Raw genomic sequence first — 22699 nt, 5'->3', positions numbered from 1 at the left:
ACTTGCCGCCATAAGCTGCGTACGTGGTTGTAACGTCTTGAATTTTACCGCAAACCATTGAAGGAAGCGAACGCTATCTTTTACGCCGAGGGCGAAAGACGCGCTCTTTTACGGGAATGAAAAACACTCAGTCCTTGCGGAAAATAATACTGGCACTCCAGCCCGTGACGACGGCGAGGAGAACGCACAGCGCGCCATAGGCAAGCGGTGTCTGATGCGCGGCATCCGTGATTGCCTGTTCCATGCCGGTCTTGACGACGCGCAGTTTCAGCTCGCGCTGGGCGATGAAATTGCCGCTCTTGAAGAGATAGGCACGGGCGGTATGCACGCCGTTCGGGACGTTGGCGGGCAGGCGCAGGGTTGCCCAGAACAGGCCGGTGCGTTCAAGCCGCACGCCGGTCGTGTCGTTGCGATAGATGCCGCTTGAAAGCCGCAGGCGCCGATAGGCCTCCTGAAAATCGAAGACATTGTCGGGCACGCCGGAAAACACCGCACTTTTGAGCGACAGATGTTCGACACCAAGCCCCATTGCCCGCAAGGTGCCAGGCGAAGCGACGGCGCTGATATCGCGCGTGCTGGCCATGGAATAGGATTCCGGCAGCGGCGTGAAGGTGATGGCGCTGGTATTGATCCAGATACCGGCCACGCGCTCCTTCTTGCGCACCGTCATGTAGTCGCTGGGGCCTTCAAGGGTGACGACGATATCATATTGGCCTATAGCGAGCAGCAACTGGTCGGTGTTGTTAAGAGCGCCGAAAAGCGTGAAATCCGCCCCGCGAAAATCGGAGGTGATCGGAATCTCCGTCGTCGATGCGCCGATTTCGATATTTTCCTGCAAGGACCGCTGCTGTGTGCCGGGAGGCAGGGCAAGCGGCGGTGTCTGCGCCGAAGCGGTAAAGGCAAGGCAGGAACCGATAAGCAGAAAGGCGCAAAGCAGCAGGCGGTGGGTCAATAACCTAACCCTCCGACGGCGACCGAAAACAGGTCTTCGGGGCGAACAACCAGTGCCACGGCAAGGCGAAGGGCGACTGCAAGCACCAGAAGCGCCAAAAGCGCGCGCAGCTGTTCGCCGCGCAGTTTCTGCCCGACGCGCACGCCATATTGCGCGCCGATGACGCCCGCGACCATCAGGATGAAGGCCAGCACCACATCGACGGAATAGTTCGTCGCGGCCTGAACGATGGTCGTATAGGCGGTAACGAAAATGATCTGGAACAGTGAGGTCCCGACAACGACGTTGGTCGGAATACGCAGAAGATAGATCATGGCCGGCACCATGATGAAGCCGCCGCCGACACCCATGATCGAGGTCAGGATGCCGATACCGAAACCCAGCGTGACAACGGGAATGATGCTGAGATAGATCTTCGACTTCTTGAACCGCATTTTCAGCGGCAGGCGGTGAACCCAGTTGTGATGGCCGGGGCGGCGCAGCGTCACCGTCTCATTACGGGCAGCGCGGCGCAGGGCGGAAATGCTCTCCTTAAGCATCAAGGTGCCGACAGTGCCGAGCAGGATGACATAAAGCAGCGAAACGATGAGATCGAGCTGGCCGATGCTGCGCAGGAAGGAGAATATCCACACGCCCACCGTAGCGCCCACGAGACCGCCGACAAGCAGGACGCTCCCAAGCTTCACATCCAGCGTTCCGCGCCGGAAATGCGTGATCGAGCCGGAGACGGAAGAGGCCACCACCTGGTTTGCGCCCGTCGCCACAGCCACTACGGGCGGAATATTGTAAAAAATCAGCAAGGGGGTGATGAGAAAACCGCCCCCCACGCCGAACATGCCGGAAAGAAAACCGACGGCCGCGCCCATGCCGAGAATGATGAAAATGTTCACCGACAGTTCTGCAATCGGCAGATAGACAGTCACGGCTCGGACCTCGGGCAAATGGTTCCGGGCGGCAGGGCTTGTCCGGGTGGGGGGCCGCGCCGCGATTTACATTTTCTGTCTGAAAAGACCGGGCATGCCCAGCCTTATCCGTCATGCCCGCGAGGGTCCGACGTGTCAACATTCAACGGTAAATACGTTGATAATTTGGAAAGATAGCGATCAGGCGTGGGAGCAGCGCCACATTCCGGCGCCAAACTGTGGGGAAGCGGCCGGGAAGGCCGCCTCATCCGTTGCGAAACGGTTATTTGTTGCGGGCGAGCAGCGCTGTCACCAGCTCGTTGGTGATGCGCCCGTCGGGTGTCTGGCCAACGGATTTCTGGAAATCCTTGATGGCGGTAACCGTGTTCTTGCCAAGCTTGCCGTCGGGCTGGCCGGCATCGAAACCGTTCTTGTTCAGGATTGCCTGAATGTTGCGGATCGCCTTTTCCATGTCCACGGAGGCAGTCTTCACGCCCTCCTTGCCAGCCCATTCCTCGGGCGGGTTGACACTGTTGGCGTCTTCCGAAAGCGGCTTGACCTTCCACGCGTCGGCTTTCGCACGTGCGCTCTGAAGCTGCTGCGGGTTCATCGCTCCCGCAACCTCGTCACGCTTCTGGGCAGCGTCCGTGTCGCCATCCTTGGCCGCAATGGAGAACCACTTGTAGGATTCCTCGATATCCTGCTTCACGCCGCTTCCGCGCGCGTAGAGAATGGCAAGGTTGAACTGGCTGTCGCGGACGCCGAGTTCGGAGGCCTTGATGAACCATTGCGCGGCGGTGGTGAAATCCGGCTGGCCGGCCGCATCGGAGGCGAGCAGGACGGCGAGATTGTGCATGGCGCCTGCATTGCCCTGTTCGGCTGCCAGCGTGTAATAGCGCTTCGCTTCGGAAAGGTTGCGCTCGACGCCATTCGCCTTCTCGTAAAGGTTGGCGAGACGATATTGTGCGGGAGCAAGGCCGCGATCCGCAGCCAGCTTGTACCATTTGGCGGCTTCCGCGCGATCGGCGGCAAGGCCGCGACCTTCGGTGTAGCGTGCTGCGATCTCGTACAGCGCCTGCGTGTCGCCTTTCGCTGCGGCTTCCGCCAGCGATGCTGGCTCGATACCGGCGGGAACCGCAATCGCGCCCTGGGCGGCGGCAGCCGTGGTAGCGGCTTGCACCGGTGCCTGCGGCTCACTCTGTGCGACAGTGCCTGACGTCGCCGCATCCACAGCGGGCGCATCGGCAACAGGCGGTTCATTGGCAAGCGGCGCGCCGCCAATGGTACGCGGATCGATGGTGTTTTCCGATGGTGCTGCGTTTTCGATGCTGTCGGCGGATGCCGCCTCCTGCGGATCGATAGCCAGTTCGGACGGAATGGTCACGGCCTTGTCGCCGGTCTCGGGAAGTGCGGAGACCGGGGCATCGCCCATCTTCTCTTCGATGACCGGTGCCGGGGCTTCCGCGCCGCCCATCATCGTCTTGACGAGCGGCATGGCCATCATCGCAAGAAGAATGGCGCCGATGCCGAGCAGCAGCGGGCGACGATAACGTGAAAGCGCCGAAGCGTCGGGCTTGCGATTTTTCTTGCCGGTCTCAAGCTTCTCCGGTGAGGTTTCCATGGCGGCAGCCTGCGCTGCGCGACGGGCGGCGGCGATGAAATCCGTGCGGCCTTCTGCATCCGCCGCCTTGCCGCTGGAAGCGACCTGGCTGGCGCGCACCCGTTCCAGTATTTTCTTGATATCAGGTGCGCCGGAGCCGGGCTCCAGAAGTTCGTTCTCCTGGCCCGCGGGCAGCACGTCGATCGGATCGAGCGAAGGGGCGGGTTCCACCTGCGTGCGGGTGGTGGTTGCCGATACGGGTTCTTCTGCCGATTTGGCGGTCTTCGCCGTGCCGGTTTTGAAACGCTTGGTCAGGCCGGCAAGCAGGCTCTTTTTCTCTGCTTTTGCGGGTTTTGCAGCGGCGGGCGGCACGATTGCCATCGCATCCGCGCCGTTTTCGCCGGCATCGCGCGTGTCTTCGAGAATAAGCTGTTCTTCGGTGATGTAGCCCTCTTGCGGGAAGATGGCGGCCGGCATGGCCACGTCTTCGCGGGCGGGCGTAATCATATGCTGCGCGACGTTGCGTGGCGCTGCCTCTTCGCGATAGGCGGGAGCGGGTGCGCGATTATCAAGGCTGTCCAGTCGACCGGCAATCTGCACCAGCGTTTCGTGCAGCGCCTCGAAGGTGCGGTGCGTGCGTTCTTCCGTGTTGCGGCTCAGCGCCTCGAGGCTGCGCAGATCGGTGGCAAGATCGGTCAGCATCGTCATATCGGCGAGGTTTGCGCCGGAGGAGACATTGTTGCGCGTAAAGGCGTCCAGAACGGCCTCGGCCGCCTGTCGAGCCGCTTCGATGATATACTCATCGTTGGACGCCATGTAGTCCTCGATCGCCGACATGCGGGCATCGAGTTCCGGCGACATGCCCGCCGGCTGGTGATGACCCGGCTGGCTGATTAGCGAGGAGAGATGGGCGATCTGATTTTCGAGGCTGAGCAAAGCGCCGCTGTCGGCGGGTGCGGCATGGGCGGTCTCGTCCAGACGGGCCGCGATATCGCCAAGCCGTTCTTCCAGGCGCGAAAAAGTGCCTTCGTTGAAACCAGCAACGGGCTGCGGCTGGCTGTAGCGATAGTCAAGGTCTTCGATGCGCCGAGAAAGCGTGTCGAGCCGTTCCGCCAGGCCGTCATTGACCGTGCCGTGATCCAGCGCGTCGATCTTGCGGGAAATGTCGCTGAGGAACGATGTCAGTTCCGCCTGCTGTGAGGGGCGCTGCGAACGCTCCAGAAGCAGGGAAAGCTGGTCCAGTCGCTCGTGCAGCTGTGCCGCGTCGCGCGCCGTGCTCAATTCGTCGATCTTGGCGGCCAGCGTTTCAAGACGGGCGGTGAGATCCACAGCAGGATCGGGCTTTGCGGCGGCAATACGATTGATATCACCGAGCTGTTCGGCAAGGCCGTTCAGGCGGGTTTCCAGCCGCTGTGCCAGTGCGTTGTCGGTGGCCTGTGCATTGTTGGAGCGGGCGCCAGTAGCGGCAATGGCGCGGCTGATTTCATCCAGTCGCTGGTCCAGACCGGAAAACTGTTCGGTAAAGGCAGCCTCGTTCGGCTGCATATGCTTGCCGAGCTGCTCCACAGCGCTTGCGATGGTGATCAGCTTTTCCTCAAGCACGCGCACGGCGGGATTGTTGCTCATGCCGCCGAGCTGGGTCTTGATGTCGTCGAGACGATAGGCGAGCGAGACGATTTCGTCCTGCAGCGAGGCCGTGTCGAAACCGCGCAACGTGTCTTCCACGGTGTTCCAGCGGCTTTCGATCCGATGTACGCTGTCTTCACGCGCAAGCTGATCGATGGTGAGGCGCAGGTCATCGAATTCATTGCGCAGCCCGTAGGCATCGGGAGAGGCCAGATTGCCGAGCTGGTCGATGCTGCCGGCAAGCCTTGCAATATCGTCGCGCAGGTCGCCGATGAACTGCTGGTCTTCCGCGATCGCGCGAATGTTTCGGATTTCGGCTCGCAGCCCTTGCGCTTCGCGCGCCACGCCTTCTGAAATATCGTGCTTCAGCTCATGCCGCAGGTTGACGAGCGCCTGCGCGATCTCCTGCAAGGCCGCGTCGTTTCGCTGCTGCTCCTGATAGGGCGGGATGGAGCGCGCGCGCGGTGCGGGGTTGGCCGCCGCGTTCTGCACGTCGTTCGGCCGGTATTCAGGCGCAAGCGGTCTGGTAATGGTTCGTTCCGGGCGCGCAACGGGCTCCTGCGGGCGCTGGAAGCTTGCCTCAAGCAGGCGCTGGCGCTGGCGGATTTCGTTGACCGGGTCGAGTTGCGGCGGGGTGACGGTGGCGCGTGGCTCGCGCGGCGCGGCATGGGCCTCGTTTTTCGGCTCAGCTGTCGTGGCCCGGGGGTCGCGCGGAAATTTCTGGCTCATCAGCCCTTCGATGCGGGCTTCAAGGCCTTCAATGGTGCGATTGAGAGCATCAAGAGACGACCTGTCGCTCGGGCTTTGGTTTTTCGATCGCAATCCGTTCATCTTCTCGCTCGCTTCGCTTCCGTCCGGCGTGCCCGGTGTTTGTTGCAACGGCTACCCGCCTGATAATGCCGTCGCACAACATGCAGCAATTCTAGAGCCGGTATTTGCCCCCATGGAGGAAAATGCTTCGATTGACGAAGCAGTTACCTCGTGTCGGAGAATTCACGAAACGTGGTAAAGAAGTGGTTAACTATGGTTGGAATTTTTTAACTTTTGCGGCTCGTAACGCTTTCGCGTGGGGCTGGCCAAGCATTGCGCGGAAAAAGGGCCATGACATTCGACCGGAATTTATTTGACGTTTACGCGCACGTCAAATATTGTCATCCCATATCGGCCGGATCGGCTCCGGCTTTCACGATGCGGAGGAACATCGGTAATGCCTGTTTACAAGGCCCCAGTTAAAGACACGCTTTTTATTCTGAACGACGTTCTTGGCCTCGAGCGGTATAACAACCTGCCCGGCTTCGAGGATGCAACCCCCGACATGATCGAGGCTATTACCGGCGAGGCGGCGAAACTTGCCGAGGAGCGGCTTTTCCCGCTGAACCTGTCTGGCGATCAACAGGGCTGCAAGCGTGCAGATGATGGTTCAGTTTCCGTTCCTGATGGTTTCAAGGCGGCTTACGACGCCTATTGTGAAGGCGGCTGGATCGGCCTCGCCGTACCTCCGGAATTCGGCGGGCAGGGCCTGCCCTATACGCTGCATGCGGCGATTGGCGAGTATATGTCGTCCGCCAACCTGTCGCTGATGATGTATCCCGGCCTGACGCAGGGCGCCATCGCTGCCGTCCTCGTCCATGGCACGCAGGAGCAGAAAGAAACCTATCTGCCGAAGATGGTCGAGGGAACATGGTCCGGCACCATGAACCTGACGGAACCCCATTGCGGCACCGATCTCGGCCTGCTGCGCACAAAAGCAGTTCCGCAGGGCGACGGCAGCTACAAGATTTCCGGCCAGAAGATCTTCATTTCGGCCGGCGAACATTCCATGACTGATAATATCGTCCATCTGGTGATTGCCCGCATCGAGGGCGCGCCGGAAGGCACCAAGGGTATTTCGCTGTTCATCGTGCCGAAATTCCTCGTGAAGGAGGACGGTTCGCTCGGCGAGCGCAACGGCGTTACCTGCGGCGCGATCGAACACAAGATGGGCATCCACGGCAACGCCACCTGCGTCATGAACTATGACGATGCGACGGGGTATCTCTTGGGTGCGGAGAACAAGGGTCTCTCCGCCATGTTCGTGATGATGAACGAAGCCCGCCTCGGCGTCGGCCTTCAGGGCCTGTCCGTGGGTGAGATCGCCTATCAGAATGCGGTCGAATATGCCCGCGAGCGCATTCAGGGCCGTTCACTTTCCGGTGCGAAATTCCCCGATAAAAAGGCCGATCCGATCATCGTGCACCCGGATATCCGCCGTACGCTGATGACTATCAAGGCCTATAACGAGGCTGGTCGCGCCTTCCTTCTGTGGACCGCGCTGCAATCCGATATCGCCCACCGGTCGACCGATGAGAAAGAGCGTCAGACGGCAGATGACCTGCTCGGTCTCGTCACGCCGATCCTGAAAGGCGTGCTGACCGACAAGGGCTTCGACCATGCCGTAATGGCGCAGCAGGTCTTCGGCGGTCACGGCTATATCGAGGAACATGGCATGAGCCAATATGTCCGCGATGCCCGCATCACCATGATCTATGAGGGTGCGAACGGCATTCAGGCGCTCGATCTGGTTGGTCGCAAGCTCGGCATGAATGGCGGCCGTGCCGTCATGGCGCTGTTCAAGGAAATCGGCGATTTCTGCGAGGAAAACCGCGCCGACGAAAAGCTCAGCCTTTACACAAAGGGCCTGAAGAAGGGCTTGAACGATCTACAGGCCGCAACCATGTGGTTCATGCAGAACGCCATGGCCAAGCCAGACAATGCCGGTGCCGGTTCGACCGATTACATGCACCTCTTCGGTATCGTGGTGCTGGGTTACATGCAGGCCCGCATGGCGAAGGCGGCGAGCGAAGCCCTTGCGGCAGGTAGCACTTCGGACGAGGATTTCCTCAAGACCAAGCTTGTCACGGCGAAGTTTTATATGGAGCGCATCATGCCGGAAACGGCGCTACGCAAGGCCCGCATCGAAACCGGCGCGGACACCATGATGGAACTGGCTGCGGAAGCATTCTGACAGGGCGTGTCACGCGCCGAGGGAGAGAGTTAATGACTGACGTTTACATTTATGACCATGTCCGCACCCCGCGCGGACGCGGCAAGAAGGATGGCAGCCTGCATGAGGTGCCCTCCGTTCGCCTTGCCGCCAAGACGCTGGAAGCCATCCGCGACCGCAACGGGCTCGATACGTCTGCTGTCGATGACATCATCATGGGCTGTGTCGATCCCGTCATGGATGCCGGTGCAGTTATCCCGAAAGCCGCCGCCTTCGAGGCCGGTTATTCCAACAAGGCACCGGGAATGCAGATCTCGCGCTTCTGCGCTTCAGGTCTCGATGCCATCAACTTCGCGGCCGGCAAGGTCAAGGCAGGCTCCGACGATATCGTCATTGCCGGCGGCGTGGAAAGCATGTCGCGCGTCGGCATGGGCATGTCTGGTGGCGCCTGGTACATGGACCCTTCGGTCAACTTCCCCGCCTTCTTCATGCCGCAGGGCGTGTCGGCAGATCTCATCGCCACGAAATACGGTTTCTCCAGGGACGATGTCGACGCCTATGCTGTCGAAAGCCAGAAGCGCGCCGCGCATGCCTGGGAAAAGGGCTATTTCAACAAGTCCGTTATCCCCGTGAAGGACCGCAACGGCCTGACGATCCTCGACCGCGACGAACATATGCGCCCCGGTACGGACATGCAGGCGCTGGCTTCCCTCAACCCCTCTTTCCAGATGCCGGGTGAAATGGGCGGCTTCGAAGCCGTTGGCATCATGGCGCACCCGGAAGTGGAGCGTATCAACTACGTGCACCATGCGGGCAATTCGTCCGGTATCGTCGATGGCGCGGCCGCCGTTCTGGTTGGTTCCAAGGCGGGCGGCGAGGCGATGGGCGTGAAGCCGCGTGCCCGCATCAGGGCTTTCGCCAACATCGGTTCCGATCCGGCGCTGATGCTGACCGGCCCGGTGGATGTGACCGAGAAGCTTCTTAAAAAGACCGGGATGTCGCTTGCCGATATCGATCTTTTCGAACTCAACGAGGCCTTCGCCGCCGTCGTGCTGCGTTACATGCAGGCTTTCGACATCAGCCACGAAAGGATGAACGTCAATGGCGGCGCAATCGCCATGGGCCATCCGCTGGGTGCGACAGGAGCGATGATCCTCGGCACGGTGCTTGACGAGCTGGAGCGGCGCGATCTGAACACTGCCCTCGTCACGCTCTGCATCGGCGCGGGCATGGGCACGGCGACGGTTATCGAGCGGGTTTGAGTTACGGAGGGCTAACCCCAGGCTCCTCACCCTGTGCTCGTCACAGGGATTCCAGCAGCGCCGCGTCTGCGGCGCGCGAGAGTCTTCCAGCCCAAAGACTTGGGCTGACAGGGTTCCTGTGACAGGCACGGGAATGAGGGATCGGGAAGTCCGGCGAAACGAAATTCAGGGAAGAGGAATCCCAAGATGAGCACTTATACCAATTTCACCATCGAGACGGACGCAGACGGCATTGCCCTTGTCACCTGGGATATGCCGGAAAAGTCCATGAATGTCTTCACTTCCGAGGTGATGGACGAACTGAACGCCATCGTTGAAGCAACTGTCGCCGACGCTGCCGTCAAGGGTGTTGTCTTCACCTCCGGCAAGAGCACGTTTTCCGGCGGTGCCGATCTTTCGATGATCAAGTCGATGTTCTCCTTCTACAATGACGAGAAGGCGAAGGACCCGGATCAGGCAGCCGCCAAGCTGTTCGAACTGGTCGGCCGCATGACCGGCTTGTTCCGCAAGCTGGAGACCAACGGCAAGCCCTGGGTCTCAGCCATCAACGGCACCTGCATGGGCGGCGCTTTCGAGCTGTCGCTTGCCTGCCACGGTCGCGTCGCGTCGAATGCCAAGAGCCTCAAGATAGCCCTTCCTGAAGTCAAGGTCGGCATCTTCCCTGGTGCCGGCGGCACCCAGCGCGTGCCGCGCCTGACCGATGCGCAATCCGCCTTGCAGATGATGACCACCGGTCAGTCGCTGACCGGCGCGCGCGCCAAGGCCATGGGGCTGGTTCATCAGGTGGTGGAGCCGGATCAGCTCATTTCCGCTGCCAAGCAGATGATCAAGGACGGCCTGAAGCCGGTTGCCCCCTGGGATGAAAAAGGCTTCAAGGCCCCCGGCGGCGGCATCTGGACGCCGGCCGCTGCCCAGCTCTGGCCGGCCGCTCCGGCGATCCTGCGCCGTGAAAGCGCCGGCAACTATCCGGCCGCACTTGCTATCCTGAAATGCGTCTATGAGGGTCTGCAATTGCCGTTCGATACGGCGTTGAAGGTGGAGCAGCGTTATTTCACCGAAATCCTTCGTTCGAAGGAAGCCTTCGGCATGATCCGCTCGCTGTTCGTTTCCATGCAGGAACTGGGCAAGGGCGCGCGCCGCCCGGCCGGTCAGCCGAAGACGGAGTTCAGAAAGGTCGGCGTCGTCGGCGCTGGCTTCATGGGCGCTGCCGTTGCTTATGTCACCGCCGCAGCCGGTATCCCCGTCACGCTGGTGGACCGCGATCAGGAAGCCGCCGACAAGGGCAAGGGCCATTGCGAGGAAAGCGTCAAGGCCGCCATCGGCAAGGGCAGGCTGACGCAGGATGAAGGCAAGGCCTTGCTCGACCTCGTAACCCCGACAGCGGATTACGCGGCGCTCTCCGACGCCGATCTCGTCATCGAGGCCGTCTTCGAAGACCGCGACGTGAAAAAGGCCGTCATCGAGGCCGTGGAAGCCGTGTTGCCGCAAGGCGCAATTTTCGCCTCCAACACCTCCACCTTGCCGATCACCGGGCTTGCGAAGAACTCCAAGCGCCCGGTGGATTTCATCGGCATCCACTTCTTCTCGCCGGTCGAGAAGATGATGCTGACGGAAGTCATCCTCGGCAAGGAAACGGGCGATAAGGCGCTGGCCGTCGCGCTGGATTATGTGGCCAAGATCAGGAAGACGCCGATTGTCGTCAACGATACGCGCGGCTTCTTCGTCAATCGCTGCGTGCTGCGTTACATGGCGGAAAGCTACGACATGCTGATTGAGGGTGTGCCGCCCGCCATGATCGAGAATGCCGCGAAATTCGCCGGCATGCCGGTCGGCCCGCTGGCGCTGAACGACGAGGTGGCGATCGATCTTTCCTACAAGATCCTGAAAGCAACCGTCGCCGATCTCGGTGAAAAGGCTGTCGATCCGCGCCATATGGAACTGGTGAAGAAGCTGGTGGAAGGCGAGGGCCGTTTTGGCCGCAAGAACGCCAAGGGCTTTTACGACTACCCGCCAAAGCCCGCCAAGAAGTCCCTCTGGCCCGGCCTGAAGGATCTCTATCCTCAGCAGAAGCCGGAGGATGTGGATATGGAAGTGCTGAAACAGCGCTTTCTGGTCACCGTGGCGCTGGAAGCCGCCCGCACCGTGGAAGAAGGCATCGTCACCGACCCGCGTGAGGCCGATGTCGGCTCCATCCTCGGTTTCGGCTTTGCGCCCTACACCGGCGGCGCCCTCTCCTATATCGACGGCATGGGCGTGAAGAGCTTCGTGGCGCTGGCCGAGAAGCTGAGCGAGACCTATGGCCCACGCTTCAAGCCGACGCCGCTTCTGAAGGACATGGCCGCCAAGGGCGAGACCTTCTACGGTCGCTTCGATCCCTATGGCAGCACCGCGAAAGCGGCATAAGCCTTCAAGACACACAAATGAACAGGCCCTTCGGGGCCTGTTTTTTTATCGGCCTATCGTGCCGATACCGTCGCTTTATGTGCATCCTTTGCCCGGCTGGGGCGTTGAGAAGGCGTGAACGGGCGATGCGCGCCCGGTGCCGCAATTCAGGACACTTCAGGAGACTGCAATGAAGACATCGCTGCGATCCCATGGTTTCGACAAACCATCGGACCTTGACGACCACTTGGCTGAACTTGATGAAGAAGCTGCGGAGAAAGAGGCAGAAAAGCCCGCTGTCCGAGAGGCGCGTGCTTCCGCTACGGTGGACCAGTCGATACGCGCGGAACTGGACGAACTCCGCAAACAGTTGGAAAAGCTGCGTCGCGATGTGAAAAAGCTGGAATCGGCGTCCCATCCAACCCGCCACAAACCTACAGATATCAGGCACGAGAAAGACCACGAGAATTCGCGCCTGATGATGGTTGTGCGCTCCGTCGCCGTTACCTCGCTTGCCAGCCGCATCTTCGCGTCCTCACCCGTCATGGCGGCTCTGGTGGCTGTGGTGCCTTTTGCGCTTGGACTTGCCGCACGGCGCAGGGAAGGGGCATAATTGCCCCAAGCCGCCCAACCGCCGCTCGCCCGGATCAGCCGCGCCTGAACCCGCCACCTGACTGATGTCGATCATGTCTGGCGGATTGCCGATAGCGCGTTTCCAGCCACGATAAGGCCTTCACAGCGCACGTATTCCAGCCATCCACAGGCGCCGTGAAAAAACTGTCAAAAAACTTCGCTATGGCGCTTGCCATGTCCGAACAAGATGTTATAACCCCGCTCACTTTCGGGGCACCAAACAGCCCCGCCCGCCAAAAGCGGAGGTTCTTCAAGGACCTGAAGTGCCCGGATAGCTCAGTTGGTAGAGCAGCGGATTGAAAATCCGCGTGTCGGTGGTTCAAATCCGCCTCCGGGCACCATTCTTCTTAATTTCATTTTTTCCTGAATTGAATGCGTGTTGCCTCCTCCGCGCTGGCGAGATTAGATTGCTTCCGTTGTCATCGGTTTTTTAGCGCGGACGATGTGACTCGATGCGTTACGTCTGCCTACTTGTCCAACAATCGGAAAGCTGCCCGCAAGTGGATCATCGGATAAGCGCCTCTCATCCGCCGCCTGGCGTAATCTATTTTGATGACTTCTTTTCTTCAGCGGAGGAGGCATTCGTTATGGCGATGCTTGATGCTGGTGAATGGAACACGGAGCTGAAGCGTCGCGTGCAACATTTTGGCTACCGGTACGATTATAAGGCGCGCGCTATTACGGCAGATGCCTATCTGGGCAAGTTGCCGGCGTGGCTGGAAATCTTTGCAGAACGTCTGGTTGAAACAGGATACTGCAGGAGTTTGCCCGATCAGGTCATCGCAAACGAATATCTCCCCGGACAGGGCATCAGCGCGCATGTCGACTGTGTTTCGTGCTTTGACGACACGATAGTATCGATAAGCCTTTTATCCACGTGTGAAATGGTGTTTCGCGAATTGCGCGGACCGGACATTAGAAGCGTTGTACTTCAGCCTTGCTCCGTCGTCTTGCTTGGAGATGCCGGCCGTTACGATTGGTCCCATGAAATTCCGTCGCGAAAATCGGACGTGTCAACGGCCTGAGGACAGCCCGTCGCAGGAGAGTTTCCTTGACCTTCAGGAAGGTAATTCACGCAAAACTTGTCTGAGTCCGCGGTGCTACAGATGCTCCCGGTTATCCGTATTCTGCTCCGCCCGGTCCCGATAAAGTGCGGCACGCCCCAGCAGCATCAGCGACACTGGCGTCGTCACCGTCACGAAGATGCCTATGAAGATCTCGTGGAAGGCGAAGCGGTCGCCGGAGACGGAGAAATAGATGATGGAGGCCATGACGATGCCGCCGGTGCCCCAGCTGGTGCCGAGCGTCGGTGCGTGCAGGCGCTCGTAGAAGCTGTTGAGCTTGGCAAAGCCGATGGTGCCGATCAGCGTCAGCGAGGCGCCCAGAAGGACGAAGAACGCCACCAGAATAGCGGCCCAGAGCGGAAATTCTGCGGCATTGTTCATTCAATCACCTCGCCACGCATCATGAATTTGGAAAGGGCAACGGTGGAGACGAACCCAAGGATCGCGATGAGCAGCGAGGCCTCGAAATAGATGTCGTTGCCGGTGCGCAGGCCGAAGGTCAAGAGAAGCAGCATGGCGTTGACATAGAGCGTGTCGACGCCGAGCACCCGGTCCTGGGCGCGTGGGCCGATGGCGATGCGGTAAACGGAAATCGTCATGGCAATGGCGAGCATCAGCTGCGCGAGCGAAAAGGACCAGAAAAGGATAATCGAACTCATTCGAATATCTCCATCAAAAGTTTTTCATATCGGTTCTTGATGAGGCTTATCCAGGCCGCCTCATCCTCATCGTCGAGAACATGAAGCAGAAGCGTGCCCTGGCTGGAATTATATTCGAGCCAGGCGCTTCCCGGTGTCGAGGTGAGGATTGTCGCCAGAACGGCCAATCCCATCGGATCGCGAATATCGAGCGGCACCGCGAGGAAACCGGATTTGCGATCTCTCTCGCGCTGGAACAGAATAATCTTCACGACGGAAATATTGGACAGGACGATGTCGTAAAGCACGATCGCGATCAGCTTGACGAGCTTGTGCCAGTTGCGGATGCGAGGTTTTGCCGGCCGGAGCGACGCCATAGCCCAGGAGGCGATGAGGGCCACACCGGTGCCTAGCAGCAGATGTCCGGCTGAAAAGCTGTTGATCGTCATCCAGAAGATGATCAGCGACACCGTCAGCAGCGGGTAGGGCAGGACACGGCTTATCATGGCTGCGCCTCCGGATTGGTTCCCGCTCTCGGGGCGGAAATGACGCCCTGAATGTAGCTGGCCGGCAGATCGAGAATACGCGCCGTCTCCTGCATGTAGCGCATCACCGGCCCCGCCTGCACGGTCATGGCGAGTGTCAGTCCCAGCAGCAGCATGATGGGCGCTATTTCGATGACGAGAACACGCGGTACTGTGCCTTCGAGGGAGGCCCAGAAGGTGCGGATGCCCGCGCGTGTCATCGAGATTAGCGAGGCGAAACCTGCAAAGACAATCAGGAAGACCAGCCACCAGGAAAGGGTGGAGACGCTGTCATTGGCCCCCAGCCCTGAAGGATTGAGAATGGCGGTCAGCATGGAGAATTTGGCGATGAAGCCCGAGAGCGGCGGCAGACCGGCGAGGAGAATGCCGCAGGCTGCAAAACACGCCCCGAGCACCGCCATGGTGCCGGGCATGGTCACGCCGACTTCTTCCTCCTCTTCCTCCTCTTCGCCCTCGCCATAGGCTTCCATGGTTACGGCAAGAACGTTCGCGCCGGCATCCTGCCCGCGTTCCACCAGTTCGATCAGCATGAAGAAAGCGCTGATGGTGAGTGTGGAGCTGACGAGATAATAGAGCGCGCCGGCTGCAACCGTGGGATTGCCGGTGCCCATGGCGGCGAGAAGCGTTCCCGAGGACACCAGAACCGAAAACCCGGCCAGCCGCCCAAGCGCCTGCGAGGCAAGAACGCCGATGGCGCCGAAGATGATGGTGGCGATGCCGCCGACAAGCAGGGCATCATGGCCAAAACCGGCCGATTCCCCGGCCGTCTGCCCGAAAAGCAGGAAGGATAGGCGGGCAATGACGTAGATGCCGACCTTGCTCATGATAGCAAACAGCCCGCCGACAGGTGCTGAAGCCGAGCCATAGGCGGAAGGCAGCCAGAAATTCAGCGGCCACATGCCAGCCTTGACCAGGAACGCGATGCCGAGAACCGCAGCGCCGGTTTCAAGCAGCATGCGCTGGTCCGGGTTGAGGCCGTCTATGCGGTGGGCAAGGTCACCCATGTTCAGCGTGCCGGTGACGCCATAGATGAGGCTGACGCCGATCAGGAAGAACAATGCGGCGACGAGGTTGATGGCGATGTAATGCAGCCCGGCCTTGACGCGCTGCTGACCGGAGCCATGCAACAGCAAACCATAGGATGCCGCGAGCATAACCTCGAAGAAAACGAAGAGGTTGAAGAGGTCACCGGTCAGGAAAGCGCCGTTGACGCCCATCAGCATCATCTGGAACAGCGAATGGAAATGCGCGCCTGCCTTATGCCATTTCGCCAGCGAATAGATCAGCGAGGGAATGGCAAGCAGTGCCGTCAAAAGCACCATCAGCCCGGAGAGGCGATCGGCAACGAGCACGATGCCGAAGGGCGCCGGCCAGTTGCCGAGCAGATAGACCCCGCTCGAAACCACCGCCGCAATCTCGGTATTGACCGTCGAGTTCACCTCGCGGAACAGCAGGATGGCGACAACAAGCAATATCACGGTCGAGGCAAGGCTGATGGCGGCCTTCGCCACGCGCTGGCGCTCGTCGAAGAACAACAGGAGGGCTGCGGTGATCAGCGGCACCAGAATGGGCGCGATGACGATGTGGAAGGGGAACGACATCATTTCGATTCCCTCCCGTCCACATGGTCGGTGCCGGTAAGCCCACGGGCGGCCAAAAGCACGACGAGGAACAGCGCAGTCGTCGCAAAGCCGATGACGATTGCCGTCAACACCAGCGCCTGCGGCACGGGGTCGGCAAGCGTGGAACTGTCGACGCCGTTCACCAGCACCGGCGGCGCATTGGTCTTAATGCCGCCGACGCCGAAGATGAACAGGTTGACGGCATAGGACAGCAGCGAAAGCCCGACGATGACCTGATAAGTGCGTGGGCGCAGGATCAGCCAGACGCCGGAGCCGGTCATGATGCCGATGCCGATTGAAAGAATGAGTTCCATTACACGTCCTCCGCTTTTGCGGCTTCAGGCGTGCGAACGCGGTAGTTACGCAACGATTGGTGTGCCAGTGCTATAAGAATAAGAACGGTGGAGCCGACGACCAGCGAGAAGACGCCGAGGTCGAACAGCAAGGCGGATGCTGTCGGCATTTTGCCGATATAGGGTATCTCCGTGTACTGGAAATAAGAGGTCAGGAACGGATAGCCGAAGTACCAGGACCCCATGCCGGTTGCCGCCGCCATCAGAAGGCCGAAGCCCATCCAGCGCAGCGGCAGGATGCGGATGCGATCCTCCGCCCAGCGCGCGCCGCCGGCGAGATATTGCAGCAGGAACGCGATTGCCATGGTGATGCCGGCCGCAAAGCCGCCGCCGGGCAGATCGTGGCCGCGTATGAACAGGAAGATCGAAAAGGTGACGATAACCGGGAACATCCATTGCATGACGATGGACGGTACATAGAGATAGTCGCGCACCGTATCGCCCTTGCTGCGGTCGGGCCGCTCCGCATCGAAGGCGTTTTGCATCTGCTGCTGTTCCGGCACCCCGATGCTTTCATGCGCAGGGCGGAAACGGCGAAGCAGCGCAAAGACCGTCAGCGCCACGATCGCCAGCACCGCGATTTCGCCGAACGTGTCGAAGCCGCGGAAATCGACGAGGATGACGTTGACGACATTGGTGCCGCCGCCTTCCGAATAGGCGCGCTCGAGGAAATAGGTCGCGATGGCGTTCGGCACGGGCAGGGTCATGACCGCATAGGCGATGACGGACATGCCAATGCCGCTTGCGGCGGCCAGCAGGAAGTCACGGGCGCGGCGAAGCTGCGCCGGCAATTCATCGCTGCTGTCCACCTTCTCGAAGCGTTTCGGCAGCCATCTGAGACCGAGCAGGATCAGAACGGTGGTGACGATTTCGACCAGCAACTGGGTGATCGCGAGATCGGGTGCAGAAAGCCAGACGAATGTGAGGCAGGTGACAAGGCCGGAGACGCCGAGCATGATGAGTGCGGCGAGACGATGATATTTCGCCTGCCAGGCGGCACCCAGCGCGGCGATCATGCCGATCAGCCACAGAATGGCAAAGATCGGATCGAAGGACGTCACGCGCGGCAGCGACAATGAAAATTCCGAGAGGAAAAGCGGCGAGAAACCGGCAAGAAGCGCCACGAGGATCAGAAGCCTCAGCTGCGGCTGCAGGCGCCGGGTGCCGAGCGTGCTTTCCAGCCACCGCGCCCACTTCCAGGACACGGTGACGAGAATGCGCTCGAAGATGCGCTGTCCCCGAAGATGCCGGAAGATTGGCGGGCCGTCGTCGCAGCGGGAGAAATAGCCGCCGAGCAGGGCATAGATGGCAACGCCGCCGCCGAGTGCCGCAATACTCATGATGAGCGGCAGGTTGAAACCGTGCCAGATCGACAGGCTGTAGACGGGCGTTTGCGGACCGAGAACGGAAAGCACGGCCGAATGCAGGAACGGGCCGATCGACAGGCTCGGAACGATGCCGACGATCAGGCAGGCGAAAACCAGGAACTCGATCGGGAAACGCATCCAGCGCGGCGGCTCATGCGGATTGGGGTTCGGCAGGTCAACCGGCTTGGGGCCGAAGAAGACCGTGTGGATGAAGCGTAGCGAGTAGGCGACGGCGAAGGCGCCTGACAACGTCGCGACGTATGGTAAAGCCCGGTCCAGCAGCGAGTCTGCGTGGGTTTCGACGGCCTCGGCAAAGAACATTTCCTTGGAGAGGAAGCCGTTGAACAGGGGCACGCCGGCCATTGCAGCGCTGGCCGCCATGGCGAGTGTCGCGGTTGCCGGCATATAGGTGTAAAGCCCGCTCAGCCGCCGCATGTCGCGCGTGCCGGTTTCATGGTCGATGATGCCAGCCGCCATGAACAGCGATGCCTTGAAGGTGGCGTGGTTGACCATGTGGAAGATCGCTGCAACCGCCGCAAGCGGGCTGCCCAGGCTCAAAAGCGTGGTGATGAGCCCCAGATGGCTGATGGTGGAATAGGCGAGCAAGCCTTTCAGGTCCTGCTGGAACATGGCGAAATAGGCGCCGAGCAGCAGGGTGATGACGCCTGCAGCACCCACCAGCCAGAACCATTCCGGCGTGCCTGCCAGCACCGGCCAGAACCGCGCCAGCAGGAAAACCCCGGCCTTCACCATAGTGGCCGAGTGCAGATAGGCGGAAACGGGCGTGGGCGCCGCCATGGCATTGGGCAGCCAGAAATGAAACGGAAACTGTGCGCTTTTCGTCAGCGCGCCGCCAAGGATGAGAATAAGTGCGGGCAGATAAAGGGAATGGGCGCGGATATCGGGACCGGCCGCGATGATCTTGTCCAGATCGTAGCTTCCCGCCATGTGGCCGAGGATGAGAAGCCCGGCGAGCAGGCTGAAGCCGCCGATGCCGGTCACGGTCAACGCCATGCGGGCGCCATCGCGCGCGCCGGCGTTCTGGTGCCAGTAGCCGATCAGCAGGAACGAGAAGATGCTGGTCATTTCCCAGAAGATCGACAGCAAAATGACGTTGCCGGACAGCACTATGCCGAGCATCGAGCCCATGAAGGCGAGCAGAAAGGCGAAAAACCGTGGAATAGGGTCCTGGGCCGACATGTAATATCGGGCGTAGAGAACCACGAGCAGGCCGATGCCGGTAATGAGGATCGCGAAAATCCAGGCGAAGCCATCCAGCCGCAGGGTAAAATTAAGCCCCAGCTGCGGCAGCCATTCCACATCGTATTTCAGCACGCCACCGCCACTGACATTTGGATAAAGAAGGATGCTGCCGACCAGGCCGAAGAGGGCTACGGCGCTAGCTACGTAGGCCGCGCTTGCGGCCGCGCCTTCGCGCGGCATGAAGGCCGTTATGAGAGCGCCGACGAACGGCAATGCGATAATAAATGGTAGAACGGTTGCAAGTGTCATATGCGGCGGCGGTTTTCTCTCTGGAATTGGAGCCTACGGCGGGTTTCCGACGACTCCGATCCCTCAAGGTTCGCAAGGAACCGAATGATGAGGACCGCCGGAATGACTAAGAGATAATATGCGGAGGTGCTCTTGGAACCACGTTCGCAAAGTCTCGGAAAGTTTGTGGCGCGATGGCAACAGGCGTGACGGCCGGTTTGGCGTCAGCCACGATCCGCAGGATGGTCGAGGGAAAACCGACGGGGCGAAGCCCCGGGGCACCGTTGTGAGCCTTGCAGCCGTGATCGTCGCCGGTGGTGCAGTCCTTATCGCGAAGCGAGGGGGAGTGGCTTAGGTCAGCCGTCTGCAATCGTTCCAGACGGCTGGTCTTTGAGATTGCCTTGATGCCGGATGGCGCCTGAAAGCCGATGATGACGAGCAGGCTCGCAACCACAAGACCGATCAACACTTGCGGATGGCGCCTTGAACAGCGGCATTTCTCCATCCGTAACAAGTTGGCGTCTCCTTGATCGTAAAGGTCTCTCTAAAGCATCACCGCTGAGCGAATATCCCGTTGATTTGTTTTAGGGGAAGGCGGACACGCTTGTCCAGCGCACAGGCTGGAAAAACCGCCCGTCGCGTCCGATTCCTTTTCGTTTTTGCCCGTTTGCGGCAAAGTAGGGGCGACAATGGCTAAAAGCTTTTACAAATTTTACCGTTTGACGCCGGTGCTGATGTTTCTTAACTTTCAAGCAAGGAATTAACCATAAAGATTGATGGTATTTCCACGGCGGAATGGGGTTATCTCCCCTTCCAGGCATGACGCCGCACTGCCGTACCGGGCCCGATCCGGTATTTCGTTTCTTGGTTCAAGAAGGTCAGGCAAGCGTCGATGCCGCATCGTCCGCGATGGGTATGTTCGTTCAAAAATCCCCCGTAAGGGTGCTGGCGTTCTGAACCTTGCCATTTGGCCGGGTTTTACCGGCCGTCATATTATTGGGGTCGTCGGTTGGGGCAGGACTTGCCATCAGAACAAGCGCGGAGATCGGCAGGCGCAAGCCTGGCGGGGCGGTTGCGCTTTGCCGGCCTCGACGAGACGCAATCCGATTTCCTGCGCAATTATCGCAGCATGCTGGAGCCTTACGTTAAGGCCGGCCTACGCGATGTGATGAACCGTTTCCAGTCCATGCCGGACTGTTCGCCGTCTTTCGAAAGCGAAAACCAGCTCGACCGCCTGCACGATTTGCAATCCTCGCACTGGAGCGTGCTGACCGATGCGCGTTTCGATGGGCTTTATGCCGAGCGGGTGAAAGTGCTTTCCGACAATGCCGGTCGCATGGGTCTCGATCCTCGCTGGCAGATCGCCAGCCATGCCGTCGTTTTGGAACATCTTCTGGGCGGTCTGGTGACTGAGCACGCGCCGCGCTCCATCCTGCCCGGCAACCGTAAAAAGAGCCGCGAACTGGCGGAAGCCATCAAGAACGTCGTCCGTCTGGTGATGGTCGATACCGAGATTGCCGTATCGTTGCGCTTCAATGAATTGCGCCTGCGCCATGGCCGGGAACTGGCAGAACAGCGCGACAATGACCGCTCCGAAGCCGCAAAGTTGCTGGGCGAAGCGTTGACGGCATTTGCCGCAGGCGATTTGCAGGCCCGCATCGGCGGCGACGTGCCCGACGCCTACCGCGACGTTGCTGCCACTTTCAATGCGGCACTCGAGACGATTGGCGCGTCACTGACATCGGCGCAAAACAGCATCGGTGAAGCCGAGGCGCTGAGCGCGCGGTTTGCCGACATTGGCCGTTCCATGGCGGAGCGCTCCCGCCAGCAGGCCGCAGCCCTTGCCGAGACCTCCCGTGCGATCCAGACGATGATCGGGGATGTGGCCGAAAACGGCGCCCGCATTTCGGCGGCGGAGACGGCGGTTTCCCATGCCCGTGAGGCGGCGGTCGAAAGCGGCAAGGCAATCGGTGAGGCGATAAACGCCATGTCGGATATCGAGCAATCCGCCGAGCAGATCGGACGGATCATCGGCACGATTGACGAGATCGCTTTCCAGACGAACCTTCTCGCCCTCAACGCCGGCATCGAGGCAGCACGCGCCGGTGACAGCGGACGCGGTTTTGCCGTTGTCGCGCAGGAGGTCCGGGCATTGGCCCAGCGTTCCGCAGACGCTGCAAGAGAGATCAAAAGCCTCGTTGGTTCCACGAAAAAGCAGGTCGAAGGCGGCGTGCACATGGTCAACCGCACGCAGGACGCAATCGGCGGTGTTGTCCGGCAGGTATCCGGCATCAACGACATGATCACCGAGGTCTCCCGGCACGCGGTAGAGCACGCCGGCGAATTGCAATCAGTCGCTGCCGACATCGGTGAACAGCAAAGACAGGCTGACCGGAACCTTGCCGATATGGGCAATGGTTCCTCGGAGGCCGATACGCTTCACACTGTCATTCTGGAACTCGGCCGCACCATTCGCGAATTCCGGATTGCCCGTCAGGGACAGGCGGCAGCTGTCGCCGCTACGGCTCGGCAGGACACATCATTTGTGGCCCGTGTGGATAACCGCACGGATTACGGCCAGGATTACCAACAATTCAGACGCCAAGGAGTCATGTAATGGCAGCCAGAAAAGCAGCTGAGGCGACGCTGAAACTGTCACCGGTGCTGGATCTCAACGAGGCATCGGCGCTGCACGGCAAGCTGATGACGCTGAGAGGAGCACCTTTGTCGGTGGATGCGTCCGAGGTGGAACGTATCGGTGCGCTTTGCGCCCAGGTCCTGATGGCCGGTGCGAAGTCCTGGGAGGAGGACGGCAAGCCGTTCGGTTTTGCCAGAGTGTCCGATGCATTCGACAAGACCATGAAACTGATAGGCGTCGAAATCGATCATTTGCTCCTGAAGGAGATCAAGAAGTGAAGAAAAAAGTTCTTACCGTGGATGATTCCAGAACGATCAGGAACATGCTCCTGGTCACGCTCAACAATGCCGGTTTCGAGACAATTCAGGCCGAAGACGGCATTGAGGGTCTTGAAGTGCTGGAGCAGAGCAACCCCGACGTCATCGTGACCGATATCAACATGCCCCGTCTTGATGGTTTCGGCTTCATCGAGGGTGTGCGTCGCAACGAGAAGTACCGGGCCATACCGATCCTCGTTCTGACGACCGAAAGCGACGCAGAGAAGAAGAACCGCGCCCGTCAGGCCGGTGCGACCGGCTGGATCGTCAAGCCGTTCGATCCTGCGAAGCTCATCGATGCCATTGAACGCGTAACTGCCTGAT

18 protein-coding genes and 1 tRNA gene are annotated in these 22699 nt (G+C 60.1%); 9 read left to right on the top strand and 10 right to left on the bottom strand.

The annotated features are described in order from the left end of the window. Positions 1-127: 127 nt before the first annotated feature. The 3 genes from T18_RS06925 to podJ form a co-directional block, all read right to left on the bottom strand. Positions 128-952, bottom strand: coding sequence for a TIGR02186 family protein (locus T18_RS06925; RefSeq protein ID WP_013635439.1), 825 nt, complete (start codon positions 950-952; stop codon positions 128-130). Beyond that, the gene (locus T18_RS06920; protein WP_003514964.1) at positions 949-1875 is read right to left on the bottom strand and encodes a sulfite exporter TauE/SafE family protein; all 927 of its coding nucleotides are present in this window, start codon (positions 1873-1875) and stop codon (positions 949-951) included. Before T18_RS06920 ends, T18_RS06925 begins: the two co-directional genes overlap by 4 nt. A gap of 262 nt (positions 1876-2137) precedes the next feature. Continuing rightward, entirely contained in the window at positions 2138-5911 is a 3774-nt protein-coding gene (gene podJ / locus T18_RS06915) for a cell division protein PodJ (protein WP_075807503.1), read from the bottom strand. A 376-nt stretch (positions 5912-6287) separates the two neighbouring features. Between podJ and T18_RS06910 the strand changes: the two genes are divergently transcribed. The 6 genes from T18_RS06910 (at position 6288) to T18_RS06885 (ending at position 13365) form a co-directional block, all read left to right on the top strand. Beyond that, positions 6288-8084: an acyl-CoA dehydrogenase C-terminal domain-containing protein gene (locus T18_RS06910; protein ID WP_038489783.1), complete on the top strand. Its 1797-nt coding sequence runs from the start codon at positions 6288-6290 to the stop codon at positions 8082-8084. Between the two features lie 32 nt (positions 8085-8116). Next, positions 8117-9325, top strand: coding sequence for an acetyl-CoA C-acetyltransferase (locus T18_RS06905; protein WP_013635443.1), 1209 nt, complete (start codon positions 8117-8119; stop codon positions 9323-9325). 186 nt (positions 9326-9511) lie between these two features. Then, positions 9512-11728 (top strand): 3-hydroxyacyl-CoA dehydrogenase NAD-binding domain-containing protein, encoded by a 2217-nt coding sequence (locus T18_RS06900; protein WP_038489786.1) that lies wholly within the window; start codon positions 9512-9514, stop codon positions 11726-11728. A 169-nt stretch (positions 11729-11897) separates the two neighbouring features. Then, positions 11898-12320 carry a hypothetical protein gene (locus tag T18_RS06895; protein ID WP_013635445.1) on the top strand — a complete coding sequence of 141 codons (423 nt, stop codon included), beginning with the start codon at positions 11898-11900 and terminating at the stop codon, positions 12318-12320. Positions 12321-12605: 285 nt separating this feature from the next. Beyond that, positions 12606-12681, top strand: a tRNA-Phe gene (locus T18_RS06890). 246 nt (positions 12682-12927) lie between these two features. Continuing rightward, positions 12928-13365, top strand: coding sequence for an alpha-ketoglutarate-dependent dioxygenase AlkB (locus T18_RS06885; RefSeq protein ID WP_233284930.1), 438 nt, complete (start codon positions 12928-12930; stop codon positions 13363-13365). A gap of 75 nt (positions 13366-13440) precedes the next feature. On the opposite strand, the gene mnhG is transcribed toward T18_RS06885, so the two are convergent. The 7 genes from mnhG to T18_RS06850 all read right to left on the bottom strand — a co-directional run bounded on the left by mnhG (position 13441) and on the right by T18_RS06850 (position 19925). Beyond that, positions 13441-13785 carry a monovalent cation/H(+) antiporter subunit G gene (gene mnhG / locus T18_RS06880; RefSeq protein ID WP_003514988.1) on the bottom strand — a complete coding sequence of 115 codons (345 nt, stop codon included), beginning with the start codon at positions 13783-13785 and terminating at the stop codon, positions 13441-13443. Then, complete coding sequence (locus T18_RS06875; RefSeq protein WP_003514989.1) at positions 13782-14063, bottom strand: K+/H+ antiporter subunit F; 282 nt, start codon at positions 14061-14063, stop codon at positions 13782-13784. The genes mnhG and T18_RS06875 overlap by 4 nt, the downstream gene beginning before the upstream one ends. Next, positions 14060-14548 carry a Na+/H+ antiporter subunit E gene (locus tag T18_RS06870; protein ID WP_003514990.1) on the bottom strand — a complete coding sequence of 163 codons (489 nt, stop codon included), beginning with the start codon at positions 14546-14548 and terminating at the stop codon, positions 14060-14062. The genes T18_RS06875 and T18_RS06870 overlap by 4 nt, the downstream gene beginning before the upstream one ends. After that, entirely contained in the window at positions 14545-16191 is a 1647-nt protein-coding gene (locus tag T18_RS06865) for a monovalent cation/H+ antiporter subunit D (RefSeq protein WP_003514992.1), read from the bottom strand. The genes T18_RS06870 and T18_RS06865 overlap by 4 nt, the downstream gene beginning before the upstream one ends. After that, the gene (locus tag T18_RS06860) at positions 16188-16523 is read right to left on the bottom strand and encodes a Na+/H+ antiporter subunit C (RefSeq protein WP_003514993.1); all 336 of its coding nucleotides are present in this window, start codon (positions 16521-16523) and stop codon (positions 16188-16190) included. Before T18_RS06860 ends, T18_RS06865 begins: the two co-directional genes overlap by 4 nt. Continuing rightward, positions 16523-19441 (bottom strand): monovalent cation/H+ antiporter subunit A, encoded by a 2919-nt coding sequence (locus T18_RS06855; protein ID WP_038489789.1) that lies wholly within the window; start codon positions 19439-19441, stop codon positions 16523-16525. The genes T18_RS06860 and T18_RS06855 overlap by 1 nt, the downstream gene beginning before the upstream one ends. Positions 19442-19547: 106 nt before the next feature. After that, the gene (locus tag T18_RS06850) at positions 19548-19925 is read right to left on the bottom strand and encodes a hypothetical protein (protein ID WP_038489792.1); all 378 of its coding nucleotides are present in this window, start codon (positions 19923-19925) and stop codon (positions 19548-19550) included. A 516-nt stretch (positions 19926-20441) separates the two neighbouring features. On the opposite strand from T18_RS06850, the gene T18_RS06845 reads away from it, so the two are divergent. Genes T18_RS06845 through cheY1 form a run of 3 tightly spaced genes read left to right on the top strand, consistent with a single transcriptional unit; the run spans position 20442 to position 22698 of the window. Then, on the top strand, positions 20442-22037 hold the full coding sequence (locus tag T18_RS06845) for a globin-coupled sensor protein (RefSeq protein ID WP_233284931.1): 1596 nt from the start codon (positions 20442-20444) through the stop codon (positions 22035-22037). Further along, positions 22037-22336 carry an STAS domain-containing protein gene (locus T18_RS06840; protein WP_013635450.1) on the top strand — a complete coding sequence of 100 codons (300 nt, stop codon included), beginning with the start codon at positions 22037-22039 and terminating at the stop codon, positions 22334-22336. The genes T18_RS06845 and T18_RS06840 overlap by 1 nt, the downstream gene beginning before the upstream one ends. Then, positions 22333-22698: a chemotaxis response regulator CheY1 gene (gene cheY1 / locus T18_RS06835; protein ID WP_003493773.1), complete on the top strand. Its 366-nt coding sequence runs from the start codon at positions 22333-22335 to the stop codon at positions 22696-22698. Before T18_RS06840 ends, cheY1 begins: the two co-directional genes overlap by 4 nt. The last annotated feature ends 1 nt before the right edge of the window (position 22699 follow it).

It is taken from the genome of Rhizobium sp. TBD182 (assembly GCF_001950375.1).
GTDB lineage: Bacteria > Pseudomonadota > Alphaproteobacteria > Rhizobiales > Rhizobiaceae > Agrobacterium > Agrobacterium tumefaciens.
This window is presented reverse-complemented; position numbering and strand designations above follow the sequence as displayed.

Excerpts from the sequence above, each read along its gene's own strand:
- podJ (WP_075807503.1), bottom strand. The coding sequence starts at position 5,911 with ATGAACGGATTGCGATCGAAAAACCAAAGCCCGAGCGACAGGTCGTCT.
- T18_RS06900 (WP_038489786.1), top strand. The coding sequence starts at position 9,512 with ATGAGCACTTATACCAATTTCACCATCGAGACGGACGCAGACGGCATT.
- T18_RS06885 (WP_233284930.1), top strand. The coding sequence starts at position 12,928 with ATGGCGATGCTTGATGCTGGTGAATGGAACACGGAGCTGAAGCGTCGC.
- T18_RS06895 (WP_013635445.1), top strand. The coding sequence starts at position 11,898 with ATGAAGACATCGCTGCGATCCCATGGTTTCGACAAACCATCGGACCTT.
- T18_RS06855 (WP_038489789.1), bottom strand. The coding sequence starts at position 19,441 with ATGACACTTGCAACCGTTCTACCATTTATTATCGCATTGCCGTTCGTC.
- mnhG (WP_003514988.1), bottom strand. The coding sequence starts at position 13,785 with ATGAACAATGCCGCAGAATTTCCGCTCTGGGCCGCTATTCTGGTGGCG.
- T18_RS06875 (WP_003514989.1), bottom strand. The coding sequence starts at position 14,063 with ATGAGTTCGATTATCCTTTTCTGGTCCTTTTCGCTCGCGCAGCTGATG.
- T18_RS06870 (WP_003514990.1), bottom strand. The coding sequence starts at position 14,548 with ATGATAAGCCGTGTCCTGCCCTACCCGCTGCTGACGGTGTCGCTGATC.
- T18_RS06910 (WP_038489783.1), top strand. The coding sequence starts at position 6,288 with ATGCCTGTTTACAAGGCCCCAGTTAAAGACACGCTTTTTATTCTGAAC.
- T18_RS06840 (WP_013635450.1), top strand. The coding sequence starts at position 22,037 with ATGGCAGCCAGAAAAGCAGCTGAGGCGACGCTGAAACTGTCACCGGTG.
- T18_RS06860 (WP_003514993.1), bottom strand. The coding sequence starts at position 16,523 with ATGGAACTCATTCTTTCAATCGGCATCGGCATCATGACCGGCTCCGGC.
- T18_RS06850 (WP_038489792.1), bottom strand. The coding sequence starts at position 19,925 with ATGGAGAAATGCCGCTGTTCAAGGCGCCATCCGCAAGTGTTGATCGGT.
- T18_RS06865 (WP_003514992.1), bottom strand. The coding sequence starts at position 16,191 with ATGATGTCGTTCCCCTTCCACATCGTCATCGCGCCCATTCTGGTGCCG.
- T18_RS06905 (WP_013635443.1), top strand. The coding sequence starts at position 8,117 with ATGACTGACGTTTACATTTATGACCATGTCCGCACCCCGCGCGGACGC.